Here is a 15,907-nt window from a genome sequence, read left to right on the forward strand (position 1 = left end):
TTTTCTTACCTTTCATGACGACGGACGTTTACAGGTCGCATTAAGCAGCGTCACCGCCTGCTTCAGGCTCTCTTCAGGCAGGGAATAATGCGCCACGCAGCGGGCGTTCGCTCCCTCTCCCCACTGAATCAGCAGTTCCCCTTTCAGCGGCAGTCCGCTCAGATAAATTTGCCCGTCATCGCCCGCCATACTGGTGACGCCGCTGGCGGTTTCGCGCACAATTGAGCCAAACGGCACCGGGCGATCGCCCTGTTTTGCGGTGACAATTGCGCGCACGCCGATTCGCGTGTCAAAGGCAGCGCGTACCAGCGCCCCTTGCGTCGGCACCACGCTGCTGACGTTATTTTCCACATCGGTGTGGTTATCCATTGAGTTGGTATCCAGCGCGACACGGTTATAGCGATATACGGTGGCATAAGGCATGACCGCATATCCGCGCCAGTCGGTTTGCACCCCGGTCTGGTTTTCTATATGCACCCCTTCGGCGCCTGGCGCTTTAATCAGGACGTTGGTATCGCCTAAAGGCTGACTGAGCGTGATGCCGTCCGCATGACCGACCACGCCGCCAGACAGCTGCCAGTTGTAGTCATGCTGGTCTCGATCGTAGTTGTACCCCACGCCGAGCGTCCCGTAAGCCGCCTGCCAGTTCGCGCTGGCGCTGCCGCTGTAGCCATTGGTGCTGCTGTGTCCCTGGTTCACGCTGTAGCTCAGGTTACGCCCGTCTAACAATGTCCCGCCGATGCCGGTCTGCCAGCTGTTCTGCCCATTGCTGTTCCGGTTCGCGTTAAAAGTGGCATAGGTGCGATCCAGGGCATTGTCGCGCGAGTAGCGCCGCCCGGTGAGCACGCTGAACGGAACCGACATGTTGAATGCCAGAATGCGATCGGTGCCGGAAATCCCTACGGATTCATTCCACGACCAGGAAAGGGAGTAGCTGATCCCTTGCCAGCCGCTGGCATACCCCAGTTGATACCAGGTATTGGCATCCGACGTGTTCCAGTATGTTTGCTGACTGCCGGAGATATACAGCGAGCCGTAATCCCCCAGATTCTGCGAAATGTTGACCTGGAATCGGCCTTTTTTGCTGTAGTTCAGGTTGTGATAGCTCTGCACTACCGGCACTTTATGACGCTTACCTTCGCTGTCATATTCATACTCGTACCCTTCCATACTGCGGTACGCCACATCGTCAAGCGTGTAGAATCCGCGCGTGGAATAGCGATAGCCCAGTAACTGGAAATTAGTGCCGTAGTTGTTCAACGACTTGGCGTACAGGAAACGCAGCGACTGCCCCTGGTGGGTGCTGTCATCCGCCAGTTGGCTGCGGGCGTGGGTGACGTCTACCGAAACCGCGCCCCAGTCGCCCAGGTTCCGTCCGGCCCCCAGCACCACCGAGCTGTAGCGCGAAGCCAGCTGCGTGCCGCCATAAGCGGTATACCCTTCAGGCAGACCGGCGATCAGCGTTCCCTGGAAGAAGAATGGCGAAGATTGCTGGCTATTGCCGCTGCGAAAATCCCCCGCCACCAGGTCGAACTTCATACGTCCTTCGCGCTGCAACAGCGGAACGGTGGAGTACGGCACCGTATAGCGCTGCTGACTGCCGTCTTTCTCATCAACCGTCACGTCCAGGTCGCCGCTTGAAGACGTTGGGTTGAGGTCGGTGATCGCGAAAGCGCCCGGTGAGACATAGCTCTGATAGATCACATAGCCGTTCTGGCGGATAGTCAGTTTTGCGGCGGTACGGGCGATCCCACGCACGGTCGGCGCATAGCCTTGCAGGCTATCAGGGTACATATTATCGGAAGAGTAGAGCCGCGCCCCGCGAAAGCCCACGCTGTCAAACACGTCGTTGCCGGTGTTGCTGTCCCCCATCACCAGTTCGCTTTTCAACGGGATGATGGCGCGTTGTACCCAGGTGCCGATGTTTTTCCAGCTTTGCGAGTGGTATCCGTCGCCTTTGGAATAGCTCCACGCGCCGTTGTTACGCAACCGCCACGGGCCATAGTTCAGGCCGCTCATCAGGCTTAAAAAATAGCTGTCGCTGTTTGTCCCGCGACTGCCGGTAAAACTGTAGTTGATAAGCGCGGCGGGAATCCCTTCATCCCACTCTTCCGGCGGAATATACCCGCGCGCGCTGTTCAGCATTGACGCCTGTGGAAGACTGATATTTAAACGCATTGAGGAAAAATCAAAAGCGATTTCAGCGCCGGGAATCGCCTCTGGCAAATTGATGCAGGTCTCCTCCTGGCTTTGCCCAAGCGCAGGAAAGGCGGTGGTATTTACCCCCAGCCTTTTGATCCACGCCAGATCAAAACAGGGCATTAATCCGCCTGATTTTTCACCGGTTTTCGTCGACGAGGTTTCAAAGCGAATATCCTGGGTCGCGACGAACTCATCGTTGCGCCAGATATCCACCCGATAGATGCCCGGGGGCTGGTGATTGCCTTTCTCAAAACGTGACAAATCTGCCACGGACGCAGCATCTGCCGACAAAAAAGCCGGGTTAAAGTAACTTTCGCCATGACTTATCGCCGGATAAAGCGCCGCCAATATGGACAACGCCACCCCCGTCAGATGTGGCGTATACCCCGGCAGTGAACCGGGAAGATACGTTATCTTCTTCATCGTTTTCTCAGTGTGGCTTCACACGTTCCGATCAGCGCAAGCTAACCGTTTTCGCCGGTGTCAGCGCACCGTAATCATTTACCGTCTGGAACGTCACACTTCCCTGCGCGCCTGCCGGAAGCAGAATCCGGGTATTGTTCTTCGGCGCGACCATGACGTTATCAACCTTCTGACTTCCCACTTTGAGATTGACCAGCGTGAGATAGTAAGCAGACGGATTGGTGATTTTCAGGTGGTTCCCGGAACGGGAGAATTGCAGCATTCCTGGCGCGTCTTCCTGCACCTGCGGCAGATTGGCAGGGCGAACAAACAGCTTAATGCGCGACAGGATCGCCAGTTGCAGGACGTTTTTGCCTTCAAGGCTGTTTTTATCCACCGACGGTATCGCTTTCACATTCATCCAGAACAAAGACTCCCGATCGGCAGGCAGGGGTTGTCCGGCATAAATAATACGCAGCGTGTTTTCACTTTTGGGTTCGCTGACAAACAGCGGCGGTGTAACAACGAACGATTTTTCTTTGACGCCAGCGCTGTTCTCAATCCATGAATTAACCAGATAACGCTCTTTCGATGCGCTGTTGCTAATTGCCAGCGAGGTCTGTTTGGCGTCTGCCGGATAAATAACGCGGGTGGCGCCTAATGCAATTCCCCCGGCCGCCTGCGCACTCATTGAAGTCCATAAGGCAATAAAAATAATAAGGCCTGATTTTATATAATTAAGCATGGCAAAAAATACCTTTTGCGTTTTATCAACGCCCGGAAAACAAATCAGGGGTAAACCAGCGTAAACCACACATCTGAATGAATACTTCCCGGCGTCATATTTTCCGAGATTGCCCGATAGCGAGCCGTGAAATGAAATGTCATTTCTTGCGTTAAAATAGGGGCATAATGAAGCGGCAAGGAATTGGGTATGATTTGCCGTTGTTCTTCATCAAATAATGCCAGACCAATACCGGAGGTCGCCGCCGTGTCGCTGCGCGCCAGGAATACCTGCGGATCTTCTGCGGGAGTCACACCGGAAAAAGCGATCCCAACATGGCTATAAACCTCTGAACTACAATCGGTTAATCGCAGCACGAAAGGAATGCTGGTCGGGGCGAAACTCCCGGTGCCAGAAAAGACATTGGTGCGGTATTGCCCCATCTGTACACGGAGATCCTGGCTTTCGGAATTCACCGCGCAGGCGCCGTTTACCAGCTGGCCTCGCAGGTGAAGATTACCGCTCTCCAGTATCACCGTATGCGCGAATGCGGGCATCGCGCAAATCAGCCCCACCAGCGCCACGCCTTTGCTAATCATCTGCTGTATCACTTATCGTCCCCGGATAGCGCCTCATCCATTGAGGCTTGCCACATCCCTGAATCCCTGGTGGGTTTATTCGTACTTCATGATGAAGGTTGCGTCGGCGTTAGCCTGACCCGGCGTGGTGTCCGCAGCAGTCGCTTTATAACGCGCGGTGAAACGCAGCGTGTTGCTACCTTCTACCAGCGCCTGAGCCGTAGAGAAGGTCGCGCCGTCTGGCTTCAGCGGAGAAGAGGTGTTATCAAGAATTTCGATCCCTACGCCGCCTGCCGTGGTGCCATTGTCACCAGACACGACTGCCAGCAGGCTGTCGTTTGTACCGTCAGCCTGACCAGAGAACGCAACGGCAGCGGTCGCTGCTACGCTCGGATCGCAGTCATTCAGTACAATGGTGAACGGAATCTGTGCGCTGGTATCGCCAACAGCGGTAAAGCTGGCGGTACGATACTGGCCCAGGGTCACGGTCTGATCGGCAGATTTCGTGCTAACGGCACACGCTGCATTGACCAGCTCACCTTCGAAGTGAACCGTACCGCCGCTAACGCTTACCGGATCGGCATGAGCCGCACCAGCAGCAAACATCAGGCCAGCAATAACGGAAGAGGTCATTAATTTAAGTTTCATGGATTTCCCTTGAATTACGCACATTCGGCTCCAGTTTCCTGCGGGAACCGTTTGAATCACTATCGACATAATAATGTCAGGCTAATTATCTCTGCATCCTGTAAAGATATATATCGAAAGAGAATTAGCTAACCTTTTTACCCCAACTCTCCTGAGCATTAGATTCACTAATTAATCTTTACGAATATGACAATTCGTCACAGGGATAAATTAAACATTTCAATAAGTGAAAAATACCTTCAATCTCTTTAATTAGCCCAGGTAAATTCTTATTGGGATATAGGACAGGTCTAAGCCTTTTTTATATAAAAGTGTTCAATATCACACTTAACGCCACGTTTTTCGCGGCATTCCCCCTAATTTTAGCAGGGTGATGAATTGTTTCTTTTAGGTTAATTTTGATTAGGTTGCTCATTAATTGCCCACAGGATTTTGCCCCTCGCCGCAGCCCGTATCGCAGCGGTCACTGCACCGATCACACGTAAAGACGCAAACGATAACTGACAGCGCGCCCCGCTTCTGACAAAATAGCCACATCCCCTTCGACTTAATGTAACAGACGGAATCCTCTCTCTGATGGCAGCAAAGATTATTGACGGTAAAACGATTGCGCAGCAGGTGCGCTCTGAGGTTGCTCAAAAAGTTCAGGCGCGTGTCGCGGCCGGACTTCGCGCCCCAGGGTTGGCCGTTGTATTGGTAGGCAGCAACCCGGCTTCGCAGATTTATGTGGCGAGTAAGCGCAAAGCCTGTGAAGAGGTGGGATTCGTCTCCCGCTCCTATGACCTGCCCGAAACCACCAGCGAAGCAGAACTGCTGGAGCTGATTGATACGCTTAACGCCGACAACACTATCGACGGTATTCTGGTGCAGTTGCCGTTACCGGCGGGCATCGATAACGTCAAAGTGCTGGAACGCATTGCGCCGGACAAAGACGTAGACGGTTTCCATCCCTATAACGTAGGCCGTCTGTGCCAGCGCGCGCCGCGTCTGCGCCCCTGTACGCCGCGCGGCATCGTCACGCTGCTGGAGCGTTACAACATCGATACCTTCGGACTGAATGCCGTCGTCATCGGCGCCTCGAATATCGTCGGTCGCCCGATGAGCATGGAACTGCTGCTGGCAGGCTGCACAACGACCGTGACTCACCGCTTCACCAAAGATCTGCGTCGCCATGTTGAACACGCCGATCTGCTGATTGTCGCCGTCGGCAAACCCGGATTTATTCCCGGCGAGTGGATTAAAGAAGGCGCCATCGTGATTGATGTCGGAATCAACCGACTGGAAAATGGTAAAGTGGTCGGCGATGTGGTCTTTGAAGACGCTGCCGCGCGCGCATCCTATATCACCCCGGTGCCGGGCGGCGTCGGTCCGATGACGGTCGCAACACTTATCGAAAACACGCTACAGGCGTGCGTTGAATATCACGATCCACAAGGTAAATAACATGGCAACATTCTCTTTAGGCAAGCACCCGCACGTTGAGTTGTGCGACCTGCTCAAACTGGAAGGCTGGAGCGAAAGCGGCGCCCAGGCGAAAATTGCCATTGCAGAAGGTTTAGTGAAGGTTGATGGCGCGGTTGAAACCCGCAAACGCTGCAAAATTGTTGCCGGACAAACCGTCAGCTTCGCAGGGCAAAGCGTTAACGTCGTCGCCTGATTCAGAGTGCCGGATGGCGACGCTATCGCGTCTTATCCGGCCTACTGGTTATGCCAGTGTAGGCCGGATAAGGCGTTAGCCGCCATCCGGCAATGACGTTATTTACGGCGCCAGGTTGTCCCTTGCGGACCATCTTCCAGCACGATGCCCATCTCATTCAGACGGTCACGCGCCGCATCCGCCGCCGCCCAGTCTTTGGCTTTACGCGCATCCAGACGCTGTTGAATTAACGCTTCGATTTCAGCCACTTCGCCGTCATCCGCCTGCGCTCCGCTTTGCAGGAACGCTTCCGGCTCCTGCTCCAGCAGCCCCAGTACGCCGGAAATTTTACGCAGATGTGACGCCATCGCATTCGCGGCAGCCATATCCTCACTCTTCAGACGGTTCACCTCACGCGCCATATCAAACAGCACGGAGTAGGCTTCCGGTGTGTTGAAATCGTCGTTCATCGCCTCCACAAAACGCGCTTCAAACGCTTCACCGCCCGCAGGCGCAACGGTTTTGTCCGTTCCGCGCAGCGCGGTGTACAGACGCTCCAGGGCGGAACGCGCCTGCTTGAGGTTCTCTTCGCTGTAGTTGAGCTGGCTACGATAGTGGCCGGACATCAGGAAGTAGCGAACGGTTTCCGCGTCGTAGTATTTCAGCACATCACGCACGGTAAAGAAGTTGCCCAGTGATTTCGACATCTTCTCACGATCCACCATCACCATGCCGGAGTGCATCCAGTAATTCACATACTCGCCGTCGTGCGCGCAGGTAGACTGGGCGATTTCGTTCTCATGGTGCGGGAACATCAGGTCGGAACCGCCGCCATGAATATCAAAATGGTTGCCCAGCTGTTTGCAGTTCATGGCGGAACATTCAATGTGCCAGCCTGGACGACCCGCGCCCCACGGCGACGGCCAGCTCGGTTCGCCCTCTTTGGACATCTTCCACAGCACGAAGTCCATCGGGTTGTGTTTTACGTCAACGACGTCAACGCGGGCGCCCGCCTGTAGCTGTTCCAGATCCTGGCGCGACAGCTGACCGTAGTTCGGGTCGGTCGGCACGTCGAACATCACGTCGCCATTGTCCGCCACATAAGCGTGACCTTTGGCGATCAGCTGTTCGGTGATCTCAATAATTTCGGCGATATGGTGCGTTGCACGCGGCTCCAGATCCGGGCGCAGAATATTCAGCGCATCAAAATCTTTGTGCATCTCCGCAATCATACGATCGACCAGCGCGACAAAGCTTTCACCGTTTTCGTTCGCCCGTTTAATGATCTTGTCGTCGATATCGGTAATGTTACGCACGTACTTCAGCGTATAACCGAGGAAACGCAAATAGCGCGCGACGACGTCGAAGGCGACAAACGTACGCCCGTGACCGATATGACAGAGGTCGTAAACGGTAATACCACACACGTACATGCCGACTTCCCCGGCATGAATAGGTTTGAATTCCTCTTTTTGGCGCGTCAGTGTATTAAAGATTTTTAACATCGAAGATTCCGTATAGACGTGTGTGGGTAATAATATCCGTATGATACATATTATTCGTAATCGAAGCAGCACACTTTGCGAGGTGATCGCAGCGTGCGGTTATGCTATAACACCCCCCTATATGTGACCCTTACCGGGGTCGAAGCACCACTATATCGGAACAGGATGCAAAAATGGTTACTTTCCACACTAATCACGGCGATATCGTAATCAAAACGTTTGATGACAAAGCGCCTGAAACAGTTAAAAACTTCCTGGACTACTGCCGCGAAGGTTTTTACAACAACACCATTTTCCACCGTGTTATTAACGGTTTCATGATTCAGGGCGGCGGTTTTGAACCTGGCATGAAGCAGAAAGCGACCAAAGAAGCGATCAAAAACGAAGCCAACAACGGTCTGAAAAACACCCGTGGCACGCTGGCAATGGCGCGTACTCAGGCTCCACACTCCGCAACGGCGCAGTTCTTTATCAACGTGGCCGACAACGACTTCCTGAACTTCTCTGGCGAAAGCATGCAGGGCTGGGGCTACTGCGTATTCGCTGAAGTCGTGGAAGGCATGGACGTGGTTGATAAAATCAAAGGCGTATCAACAGGCCGCAGCGGTATGCATCAGGACGTGCCGAAAGAAGACGTTATCATCGAAAACGTGACCGTCAGCGAGTAATCGTGGCGACACTGTTTATTGCAGACCTTCACCTCTGCACGGAAGAACCGGCGATCACCGCCGGTTTTCTGCGTTTTTTAGCCGGTGACGCGCGCCAGGCCGATGCGCTGTACATTCTTGGCGACCTTTTCGAAGCCTGGATAGGCGACGACGATCCCAACCCGCTGCACCGCGAAATGGCCGCAGCCATTAAAGCCGTTGTAGATTCCGGCGTTCCCTGCTTCTTTATTCACGGTAACCGTGATTTTTTGATCGGCAAACGCTTTGCCCGTGAAAGTGGAATGACGCTATTGCCGCAGGAAAAGGTGCTCGACCTCTATGGCCGTCGCGTATTGATTATGCACGGCGACACGCTCTGCACCGACGATGCCGGTTACCAGGCGTTTCGCGCCAAAGTTCACAAACCCTGGCTACAGACGCTGTTCCTCGCCCTGCCGCTGTTTATCCGCAATCGTATTGCCGCCAGAATGCGCGCAGGCAGCAAAGCCGCCAACAGCAGCAAGTCACTGGAGATCATGGACGTTAATCCACATGCCGTGGTGGCCGAAATGGAAAAACACCATGTGCAATGGCTGATTCATGGTCATACTCATCGCCCGGACGTTCACGAACTGAGCGCTAACGGCAAACCCGCGTTCCGCGTTGTTTTAGGCGCCTGGCACAGCGAAGGGTCGATGGTAAAAGTCATGCCGGATGACGTTGAGCTTCTCCATTTCCCGTTTTAACCTCGCCCGTGAATTGACGACGTCATAAGGTACGCAACCGTTTTCCTTGGCGTATTTCCGTGCTATTCTCTGTGCCCTCAAAAGCCGAGAGTTGTGCACCACAGGAGTTTTAAGACGCATGTCTTCCCGCAATAATCCGGCGCGTGTCGCCATCGTGATGGGGTCCAAAAGCGACTGGGCTACCATGCAGTTTGCCGCCGAAATCTTCGATATCCTGAACGTTCCACACCACGTTGAAGTGGTTTCCGCACACCGCACCCCCGATAAGCTGTTCAGCTTCGCCGAAAGCGCCGAAGATAAGGGTTATCAGGTGATTATTGCCGGTGCTGGCGGCGCGGCGCATCTGCCGGGAATGATTGCGGCAAAAACGCTGGTGCCGGTACTGGGCGTGCCGGTGCAAAGCGCTGCGCTGAGCGGCGTGGACAGCCTCTACTCTATCGTCCAGATGCCGCGCGGCATTCCGGTCGGCACGCTGGCGATCGGCAAAGCGGGCGCGGCGAACGCGGCGCTGCTGGCAGCGCAAATTCTGGCGACACACGATAAAGACCTGCGCCAACGTCTGGCGGACTGGCGTAAAGCCCAGACCGATGAGGTGCTTGAGAATCCCGACCCACGAGGTGCGGCATGAAGCAGGTCTGCGTACTGGGTAACGGCCAGTTAGGACGGATGCTGCGTCAGGCGGGCGAACCGTTGGGCATCACCGTCTGGCCTGTCGGGCTGGACGCGGAACCTACCGCCGTCCCGGTTCAACAAAGCGTGATCACAGCGGAAATCGAACGCTGGCCGGAAACCGCGCTGACCCGCGAACTGGCGCGCCACCCGGCTTTCGTCAACCGCGACGTTTTCCCGATTATTGCCGACCGCCTGACGCAAAAGCAGCTTTTTGACAAACTCTCGCTGGCGACGGCGCCCTGGCAGTTGCTGGCAAGCCGGGACGAGTGGCCTGCCGTATTTGCGCGTCTGGGCGAACTGGCTATCGTCAAACGGCGCGTCGGCGGTTACGACGGCCGTGGGCAGTGGCGTTTACGCGCGGATGAAACCGCTCAGTTCCCGGACGACGGTTACGGCGAGTGCATTGTTGAACAGGGCATTAACTTCTCTGGCGAAGTGTCGTTAGTCGGCGCACGCGCCCATGACGGCAGCACCGTATTCTACCCGCTGACGCACAACCTGCACCAGGATGGGATTCTGCGCACCAGCGTAGCGTTCCCGCAGGCCAACGCGAAACAGCAGGAACAGGCGGAAGCCATGCTCTCCGCCATCATGCATGAACTGGGTTATGTCGGCGTCATGGCGATGGAGTGTTTTATCACGCCGGAAGGGTTGCTCATCAACGAACTGGCGCCGCGGGTACACAACAGCGGGCACTGGACGCAAAACGGCGCCAGCATCAGCCAGTTTGAGCTGCATCTGCGCGCGATTACCGGCCTGCCGTTACCGTCACCGGTCGTGGACAGCCCGTCCGTGATGGTGAACCTGATTGGCAGCGCTCTGAATTACGACTGGCTGAAACTGCCGCTGGTACATCTGCACTGGTACGACAAAGAGGTTCGCGAGGGGCGTAAAGTGGGCCACCTGAACCTGACCGACAGCGATACCGATCGCTTAAGCGCAACGCTGGAAGCCTTAGTTCCCTTGCTGCCGCCGGAATACGCCAGCGGCATCATCTGGGCGCAAAGTAAGCTTAAGTAATACATAAAATGCCGGGAAAGGAATCTTATCCTTTTCCGGCTCCTCCTTCAGCGCGTAAAATCCCCATCATTGCCGTTTGTTTTTTTTCAGGATTCCACAATGAACGATGGGACGGACTATCGCGCCATTCTGGCGGCCGATACGCCTTTAATCGACGTTCGCGCGCCGATAGAATTTACGCAGGGCGCCATGCCCGCCGCGATTAACCTGCCCTTAATGAATGATGAAGAACGCGCGGCAGTCGGCACCTGTTACAAACGCCAGGGGCCGGAAGCGGCACTGGCGTTGGGCCATAAACTCGTTGCCGGCGACGAGCGTCAACGGCGGCTGGAGGCCTGGCGAAAAGCCTGTATTCAACATCCCCGGGGTTATCTCTGCTGCGCGCGCGGCGGTCAGCGTTCGCATATCGTACAACAATGGCTACATGAGTCCGGCGTGGATTATCCGCTGATCCAGGGCGGCTACAAAGCGCTCCGCCAGGCGGCCATGCACATCACCAACACGCTGGTACAAAAACCCATGATCTTAATTGGCGGCTGTACCGGCAGTGGAAAAACACAGCTGGTTCGACAGCAGCCGAACGGCGTAGATCTGGAAGGGCTGGCGCATCATCGCGGTTCGTCATTCGGCCGCACGCTGAAGCCGCAGCTGAGTCAGGCCAGTTTTGAAAATCATCTCGCCGTGGAGATGTTGAAAACCGACGCCCGTCAGGAGTTGCAGATGTGGGTGCTGGAAGACGAAGGCCGGATGATTGGCGCAAATCATCTGCCCGAATGTCTGCGCGAACGCATGGCGCAGGCATCCATTGCGGTTGTGGACGATCCGTTCGAGCTGCGTCTGGAGCGGCTGCGCGATGAGTATTTTATCCGCATGCATCGCGACTTCACCCATGCCTGTGGGGAAGAAGACGGCTGGCAGGCGTACAGCGACTATCTGCATCATGGGCTTTCCGCCATTCAGCGCCGCCTTGGTTTGCAGCGTTTTAAAGAGCTGACGGTAAAACTAGACGCTGCGCTGGCCATGCAGCAGGCCAGCGGCAGTACCGACGGGCATCTGGCCTGGCTGGTGCCGCTCCTCAACGAATACTACGATCCGATGTATCGCTATCAACTGGAAAAGAAAGCCGCGAAAATCGTCTTTCGCGGCATATGGCAGGACGTTGCGCAGTGGCTTCAGGCGTAGCCAGAGCACACAAGATGCTTTCAGGGATCTACTCATGGTTAATCCTTATCATTTGTATGGATAAAGGATTCGGATTTTCCCATATACCGGAGAAAAATTTATAAATTATTTTACGGTCTCAGAAATTTCTTTTAAAAATGAGCCAGTATTTTCATCCACATAAATAATTCTATCTATTTCTGTTTTATCTCTCATTTATAATTTAGAACTTCTAAAACTATACAGGTATACAAACAATCCGTCCTCAACAATGAAAATAAAATTTTCATAACGATTATCGCTACCATTATCCAAAGGGATTTTATGATGCACCTGCCAGTTTTCCGGGGGCGTTCCTTGCGCAATCAAAGTAAGATCTTTTTCACCAAAAAAAGAGATTTATGTTTTGAATACTACGCGAATAATTAGTATGTATTTATAATATTTACCATGTGATATATTCTTTACGAGAATAATATTTATATTATTTATTTTTAATGAATGTATTATAAGTTATTGATTAATTATAATGTAACACACTGAAAAACATAGACTTCCCATTGTGATGGCTTGTTTTTTTTAAACAAAAAAAATTTGATATTTTTTTTCGCTTTATATAATTGTGAATGGCTTCACGGATTTAATATAAAATCTTGAGTCTCATGTAAACACACACTGAAACGATGTTTTATTTTAATGGGTTTATCGTTTTAATTTTACAAACACATGAGACTAACAATGAAAATTAAGAATCTACGCTGGTACATCATCATACTCGTTATGCTAGGTACGATTACAAACTATCTTGCGAGAAGTACACTAGGAGTTGCGGCTCCCGAAATGATGAAAACGCTGGGTTTATCTAATGAGCAATATTCCTGGATAGTTTCTGTTTTCCCGTTCACATACGCTATAGGCGGGATTGCTTGTGGGTTCATCATTGATAAATTCGGGTTGCGTTTAAGTTTTGCTCTGCTCGCGGCATTGTGGTCTATCTTCAATATGCTTACCGGATTATGCAGTACATGGTTGCCTATGGCCTGGCTGCGTGGCGGCCTGGGCTTAACGGAAGCTGCGTTTAATCCGGCAGGGATGAAAGTCACCGCTGAATGGTTCCCGGCGAAAGAAAGAGGACTTGCATGTGGTATTTATAGTCTGGGAACTTCGGTCGGTGCGATGCTGGCCCCTCCATTAGTGGTATGGGCAATAGTCAACTATAATTGGGAGATGTCGTTTGTAGTTACAGGTGCTATTGGTATTGTCTGGGCTGTTATCTGGTACATATTTTATCGGTCTCCAGAAAAACATCCGGCATTAATAAAATCAGAGCATGATGCTGTTTTGAATGATCAGATTGAAGTGGTAACGGAAAAAGCCAGCCTTCGATCTATTATCAAAGATCGCAATTTATGGGCCATTTCACTTCCCCGATTTATGGCTGATCCTGCATGGGGTACACTTCATTACTGGATGCCTTTATACCTGGTTACTGTTCGGCATATGGATATGGCACATATTGCTCTTTATGCCTGGCTTCCATTCCTGACAGCAGATTTTGGCTGTATATTTGCCGGGTATGTTTCCCGCATTCTGGTAAACCGTGGTTTTTGTGTACTGAATGCCAAGCGTATAACGTTTACCTTTGCCGCTATATTGATGTTATCAATGGCTGGCGTTGGGTATGTCACTAACGTTTATGTTGCACTTACATTATTTTGTATTGCGGGTTTTGCACACCAATGTTTATCTATCACTGTTATCAGTATGTCGTCAGATTTATTCCCTAAAAAGCAAGTTGCTACAGCAACAGGGTTTGCTGCGTTTACTGGAAGTATGGGTAATTTCCTTTTTGGTCTTTTCCTCGGTGCATCAGTAACTGTTATTGGTTACAACGCGTTTTTTGTAGGGTTGGGGATCTTTGATCTAATTGGTGCTTTATTCTTGTGGGTATTAATAAAATCGCCAAAAAAAATTAATCAACCAATAGCTGTATAAATTTATACTTTCAGGCAAGGATACCTTTTATGAAAAAAACTATCTTATTACTTTCTGTTTGCTTTTTACCGTTAGCCAGTCATGCAATGACTTTTGATATGCGCGGAGGATATAAGCAAGCCAGCCATACTTATGAGTCTCGATTTAAAATGAGCCAGAGTTTTAAATCAGGATACTGGTTAAGTATGGAAACGGATAATAAGCAGGGAAACGATAATTTTGATCAGTCAGCAACAGACTATAATGAGATTGAAGGCAATTACAAATATGCCTTGAATGAATTATTTTCTGTTCAACCGGGTATGGTTTATCACTGGGGCAGCGAAGGCGCTCAAATCCGCCCTTATGTTAAATTTAACTGGGCCATGACCGAATCGTTATATTCTGCAATACGTTTTCGTTATGACTGGAACCAATATGATTCGACGGATCTTTCTGGAAATAAGAACAAAGGTAGTGTAGAACGCGTTGATCTGTATTTCGGATGGAAGAATAAATACTGGGATATTCAGGATAACCCTGTTTTTTACCGCTATGTTAATGACTTTCATTATAACAACGGTAAGAAGAATGGTTATGAAAATGATTTGGTAATTAGATACAAACTTAACAAAACATGGCAGCCATATATTGAATGGGATTATCTGGAGCAACAGGGAAAATATAACGGAGAATCCGGGCTGACAGAAAACCGTTTCCGTGTCGGTGTTTCGATTAACTTTGGTTAAACAGGTGACATAAAATGAACCGTAAAACAACTTATCTGATGTTAACAATTTTCAGCGTTATCTATGCTTCATCATCCGTTTTTGCAGAACAGCGTGACCCTTGCCTGACCTACGACTGCGCACAAATGCTCAATATCAAAAAGAGCATCAGCGAAAAAGATCCTCGCTATATTCCTGCATGGTCGGCATTACTGGAGCAGGCCGATGCAGCACTGAATCATCCTGTTTATTCCGTTATGGATAAAACACTGACTCCCGCATCAGGCAATAAACATGATTACTACAGCTTCGGCCCATATTGGTGGCCGAATCCTGATACTCAGGATGGAATGCCTTACATACGTAAAGATGGGCAAATTAATCCCGATTCGAAAACAAGCGCCACAGACAGTAAACGCATGGTGCAGTTTTCTGATGATGTTCGTGCTTTGGCGCTGGCCTGGTTTTACAGTGGAGAAGATAAATATGCGGAGAAAGCCCAGCAGATGCTTCAGGTCTGGTTTCTCAATAAAAATACGCGTATGAATCCCAACCTGAATTATGCACAGGCCATTCCTGGTTCTGTTGATGGTCGCGGGATTGGGATTATTGACACTCGTGTATTGATCGATATTGCCGACAGTATTGTTTTACTGGAGCCATCCGGTCATATAACGCCTCAGACGCTGGCGGGGTATAAAAAGTGGTATACAGATTATACTCAATGGCTTCTCACCAGTCGCAACGGTTTTGAAGAATCAAACTGGTACAACAATCACGGTGCATGGTACGACGCACAAGTTACAGCTTTCTCTTTGTTCACAGGACAACAGCAACAGGCACAAAGGCAGGTGGAGATATTCAAATTGCGTCATTTGGCATCTCAGGTTGATGCAAATGGTGAAATCACTTCGGAAATCGAGCGTACCCGTTCATTCCATTACACCAATTTTACTCTGGCGGCTTATGTGCGCATGGGGCGCTATGGCGAAACGCTGAAAGATGATGTGTGGGGATTCTCCCTGGATAACCGCTCGATGAAAAAAGCATTTGCCGTGGTGAGTGCGCAAACTGGTAAGCCGCAGACAAGCTGGTTACATGAGGATATCCATTACACGCCCTCTGAAGCAACAGGGCCAGTGCTGGCGGCAGCCAGAGCCTGGCAGGATAGCGACTTTATTCAGAATGCGGACGTACTGACAAAAACGTATACCAGGGATATCAATATCCTCATCCCCGGTTCGTCGCTGGTGAAATAGTGGAG

15 protein-coding genes are annotated in these 15,907 nt (G+C 51.6%); 10 read left to right on the forward strand and 5 right to left on the reverse strand.

Annotated features, from left to right (window positions below):
• Positions 1 to 12 precede the first annotated feature (12 nt).
• The 4 genes from OGW17_RS15490 to fimA all read right to left on the reverse strand — a co-directional run bounded on the left by OGW17_RS15490 (position 13) and on the right by fimA (position 4,554).
• Positions 13 to 2,625: a fimbrial biogenesis usher protein gene (locus OGW17_RS15490; protein WP_049011839.1), complete on the reverse strand. Its 2,613-nt coding sequence runs from the start codon at positions 2,623 to 2,625 to the stop codon at positions 13 to 15.
• Between the two features lie 31 nt (positions 2,626 to 2,656).
• Positions 2,657 to 3,349 (reverse strand): type 1 fimbria chaperone FimC, encoded by a 693-nt coding sequence (gene fimC, locus OGW17_RS15495; protein WP_071259830.1) that lies wholly within the window; start codon positions 3,347 to 3,349, stop codon positions 2,657 to 2,659.
• A 44-nt stretch (positions 3,350 to 3,393) separates the two neighbouring features.
• A complete protein-coding gene (gene fimI / locus OGW17_RS15500; protein ID WP_071260125.1) occupies positions 3,394 to 3,927 on the reverse strand; it encodes a type 1 fimbrial protein subunit FimI in 534 nt (177 codons plus the stop codon).
• 75 nt (positions 3,928 to 4,002) lie between these two features.
• Positions 4,003 to 4,554 carry a type 1 fimbrial major subunit FimA gene (fimA, locus tag OGW17_RS15505; RefSeq protein WP_024130577.1) on the reverse strand — a complete coding sequence of 184 codons (552 nt, stop codon included), beginning with the start codon at positions 4,552 to 4,554 and terminating at the stop codon, positions 4,003 to 4,005.
• 576 nt (positions 4,555 to 5,130) lie between these two features.
• Between fimA and folD the strand changes: the two genes are divergently transcribed.
• Complete coding sequence (gene folD, locus OGW17_RS15510) at positions 5,131 to 5,997, forward strand: bifunctional methylenetetrahydrofolate dehydrogenase/methenyltetrahydrofolate cyclohydrolase FolD (RefSeq protein WP_012133456.1); 867 nt, start codon at positions 5,131 to 5,133, stop codon at positions 5,995 to 5,997.
• A 1-nt stretch (position 5,998) separates the two neighbouring features.
• Complete coding sequence (gene ybcJ / locus OGW17_RS15515) at positions 5,999 to 6,211, forward strand: ribosome-associated protein YbcJ (protein ID WP_047458327.1); 213 nt, start codon at positions 5,999 to 6,001, stop codon at positions 6,209 to 6,211.
• A gap of 98 nt (positions 6,212 to 6,309) precedes the next feature.
• On the opposite strand, the gene cysS is transcribed toward ybcJ, so the two are convergent.
• On the reverse strand, positions 6,310 to 7,695 hold the full coding sequence (gene cysS, locus OGW17_RS15520) for a cysteine--tRNA ligase (RefSeq protein WP_049011837.1): 1,386 nt from the start codon (positions 7,693 to 7,695) through the stop codon (positions 6,310 to 6,312).
• A 173-nt stretch (positions 7,696 to 7,868) separates the two neighbouring features.
• On the opposite strand from cysS, the gene ppiB reads away from it, so the two are divergent.
• The 8 genes from ppiB (at position 7,869) to OGW17_RS15560 (ending at position 15,902) form a co-directional block, all read left to right on the forward strand.
• On the forward strand, positions 7,869 to 8,363 hold the full coding sequence (gene ppiB / locus OGW17_RS15525) for a peptidylprolyl isomerase B (RefSeq protein ID WP_003021875.1): 495 nt from the start codon (positions 7,869 to 7,871) through the stop codon (positions 8,361 to 8,363).
• Positions 8,364 to 8,365: 2 nt separating this feature from the next.
• The gene (lpxH, locus tag OGW17_RS15530) at positions 8,366 to 9,088 is read left to right on the forward strand and encodes a UDP-2,3-diacylglucosamine diphosphatase (RefSeq protein ID WP_071259833.1); all 723 of its coding nucleotides are present in this window, start codon (positions 8,366 to 8,368) and stop codon (positions 9,086 to 9,088) included.
• 118 nt (positions 9,089 to 9,206) lie between these two features.
• Entirely contained in the window at positions 9,207 to 9,716 is a 510-nt protein-coding gene (purE, locus tag OGW17_RS15535) for a 5-(carboxyamino)imidazole ribonucleotide mutase (protein ID WP_114647505.1), read from the forward strand.
• Positions 9,713 to 10,780: a 5-(carboxyamino)imidazole ribonucleotide synthase gene (gene purK, locus OGW17_RS15540; RefSeq protein WP_012133462.1), complete on the forward strand. Its 1,068-nt coding sequence runs from the start codon at positions 9,713 to 9,715 to the stop codon at positions 10,778 to 10,780. Before purE ends, purK begins: the two co-directional genes overlap by 4 nt.
• 99 nt (positions 10,781 to 10,879) lie before the next feature.
• Entirely contained in the window at positions 10,880 to 11,962 is a 1,083-nt protein-coding gene (gene mnmH / locus OGW17_RS15545) for a tRNA 2-selenouridine(34) synthase MnmH (RefSeq protein ID WP_071259839.1), read from the forward strand.
• Between the two features lie 717 nt (positions 11,963 to 12,679).
• Positions 12,680 to 13,936, forward strand: a complete 1,257-nt coding sequence (locus tag OGW17_RS15550; protein ID WP_071259841.1) for an MFS transporter — start codon at positions 12,680 to 12,682, stop codon at positions 13,934 to 13,936.
• Positions 13,937 to 13,965: 29 nt separating this feature from the next.
• Positions 13,966 to 14,664 (forward strand): oligogalacturonate-specific porin KdgM family protein, encoded by a 699-nt coding sequence (locus OGW17_RS15555; RefSeq protein WP_071259844.1) that lies wholly within the window; start codon positions 13,966 to 13,968, stop codon positions 14,662 to 14,664.
• Between the two features lie 14 nt (positions 14,665 to 14,678).
• Positions 14,679 to 15,902 carry an alginate lyase family protein gene (locus OGW17_RS15560; RefSeq protein ID WP_071259846.1) on the forward strand — a complete coding sequence of 408 codons (1,224 nt, stop codon included), beginning with the start codon at positions 14,679 to 14,681 and terminating at the stop codon, positions 15,900 to 15,902.
• Positions 15,903 to 15,907: the final 5 nt, after the last annotated feature.

Source organism: Citrobacter sp. CK181, from assembly GCF_030333595.1.
GTDB classification, from domain to species: Bacteria; Pseudomonadota; Gammaproteobacteria; order Enterobacterales; family Enterobacteriaceae; genus Citrobacter_B; species Citrobacter_B koseri.

What these genes read in the sequence shown, in the direction of transcription:
- OGW17_RS15490 (WP_049011839.1), bottom strand. Translation starts at nt 2,625, where the DNA reads ATGAAGAAGATAACGTATCTTCCCGGTTCACTGCCGGGGTATACGCCA.
- fimC (WP_071259830.1), bottom strand. Translation starts at nt 3,349, where the DNA reads ATGCTTAATTATATAAAATCAGGCCTTATTATTTTTATTGCCTTATGG.
- fimI (WP_071260125.1), bottom strand. Translation starts at nt 3,927, where the DNA reads ATGATTAGCAAAGGCGTGGCGCTGGTGGGGCTGATTTGCGCGATGCCC.
- fimA (WP_024130577.1), bottom strand. Translation starts at nt 4,554, where the DNA reads ATGAAACTTAAATTAATGACCTCTTCCGTTATTGCTGGCCTGATGTTT.
- folD (WP_012133456.1), top strand. Translation starts at nt 5,131, where the DNA reads ATGGCAGCAAAGATTATTGACGGTAAAACGATTGCGCAGCAGGTGCGC.
- ybcJ (WP_047458327.1), top strand. Translation starts at nt 5,999, where the DNA reads ATGGCAACATTCTCTTTAGGCAAGCACCCGCACGTTGAGTTGTGCGAC.
- cysS (WP_049011837.1), bottom strand. Translation starts at nt 7,695, where the DNA reads ATGTTAAAAATCTTTAATACACTGACGCGCCAAAAAGAGGAATTCAAA.
- ppiB (WP_003021875.1), top strand. Translation starts at nt 7,869, where the DNA reads ATGGTTACTTTCCACACTAATCACGGCGATATCGTAATCAAAACGTTT.
- purE (WP_114647505.1), top strand. Translation starts at nt 9,207, where the DNA reads ATGTCTTCCCGCAATAATCCGGCGCGTGTCGCCATCGTGATGGGGTCC.
- purK (WP_012133462.1), top strand. Translation starts at nt 9,713, where the DNA reads ATGAAGCAGGTCTGCGTACTGGGTAACGGCCAGTTAGGACGGATGCTG.
- mnmH (WP_071259839.1), top strand. Translation starts at nt 10,880, where the DNA reads ATGAACGATGGGACGGACTATCGCGCCATTCTGGCGGCCGATACGCCT.
- OGW17_RS15550 (WP_071259841.1), top strand. Translation starts at nt 12,680, where the DNA reads ATGAAAATTAAGAATCTACGCTGGTACATCATCATACTCGTTATGCTA.
- OGW17_RS15555 (WP_071259844.1), top strand. Translation starts at nt 13,966, where the DNA reads ATGAAAAAAACTATCTTATTACTTTCTGTTTGCTTTTTACCGTTAGCC.
- OGW17_RS15560 (WP_071259846.1), top strand. Translation starts at nt 14,679, where the DNA reads ATGAACCGTAAAACAACTTATCTGATGTTAACAATTTTCAGCGTTATC.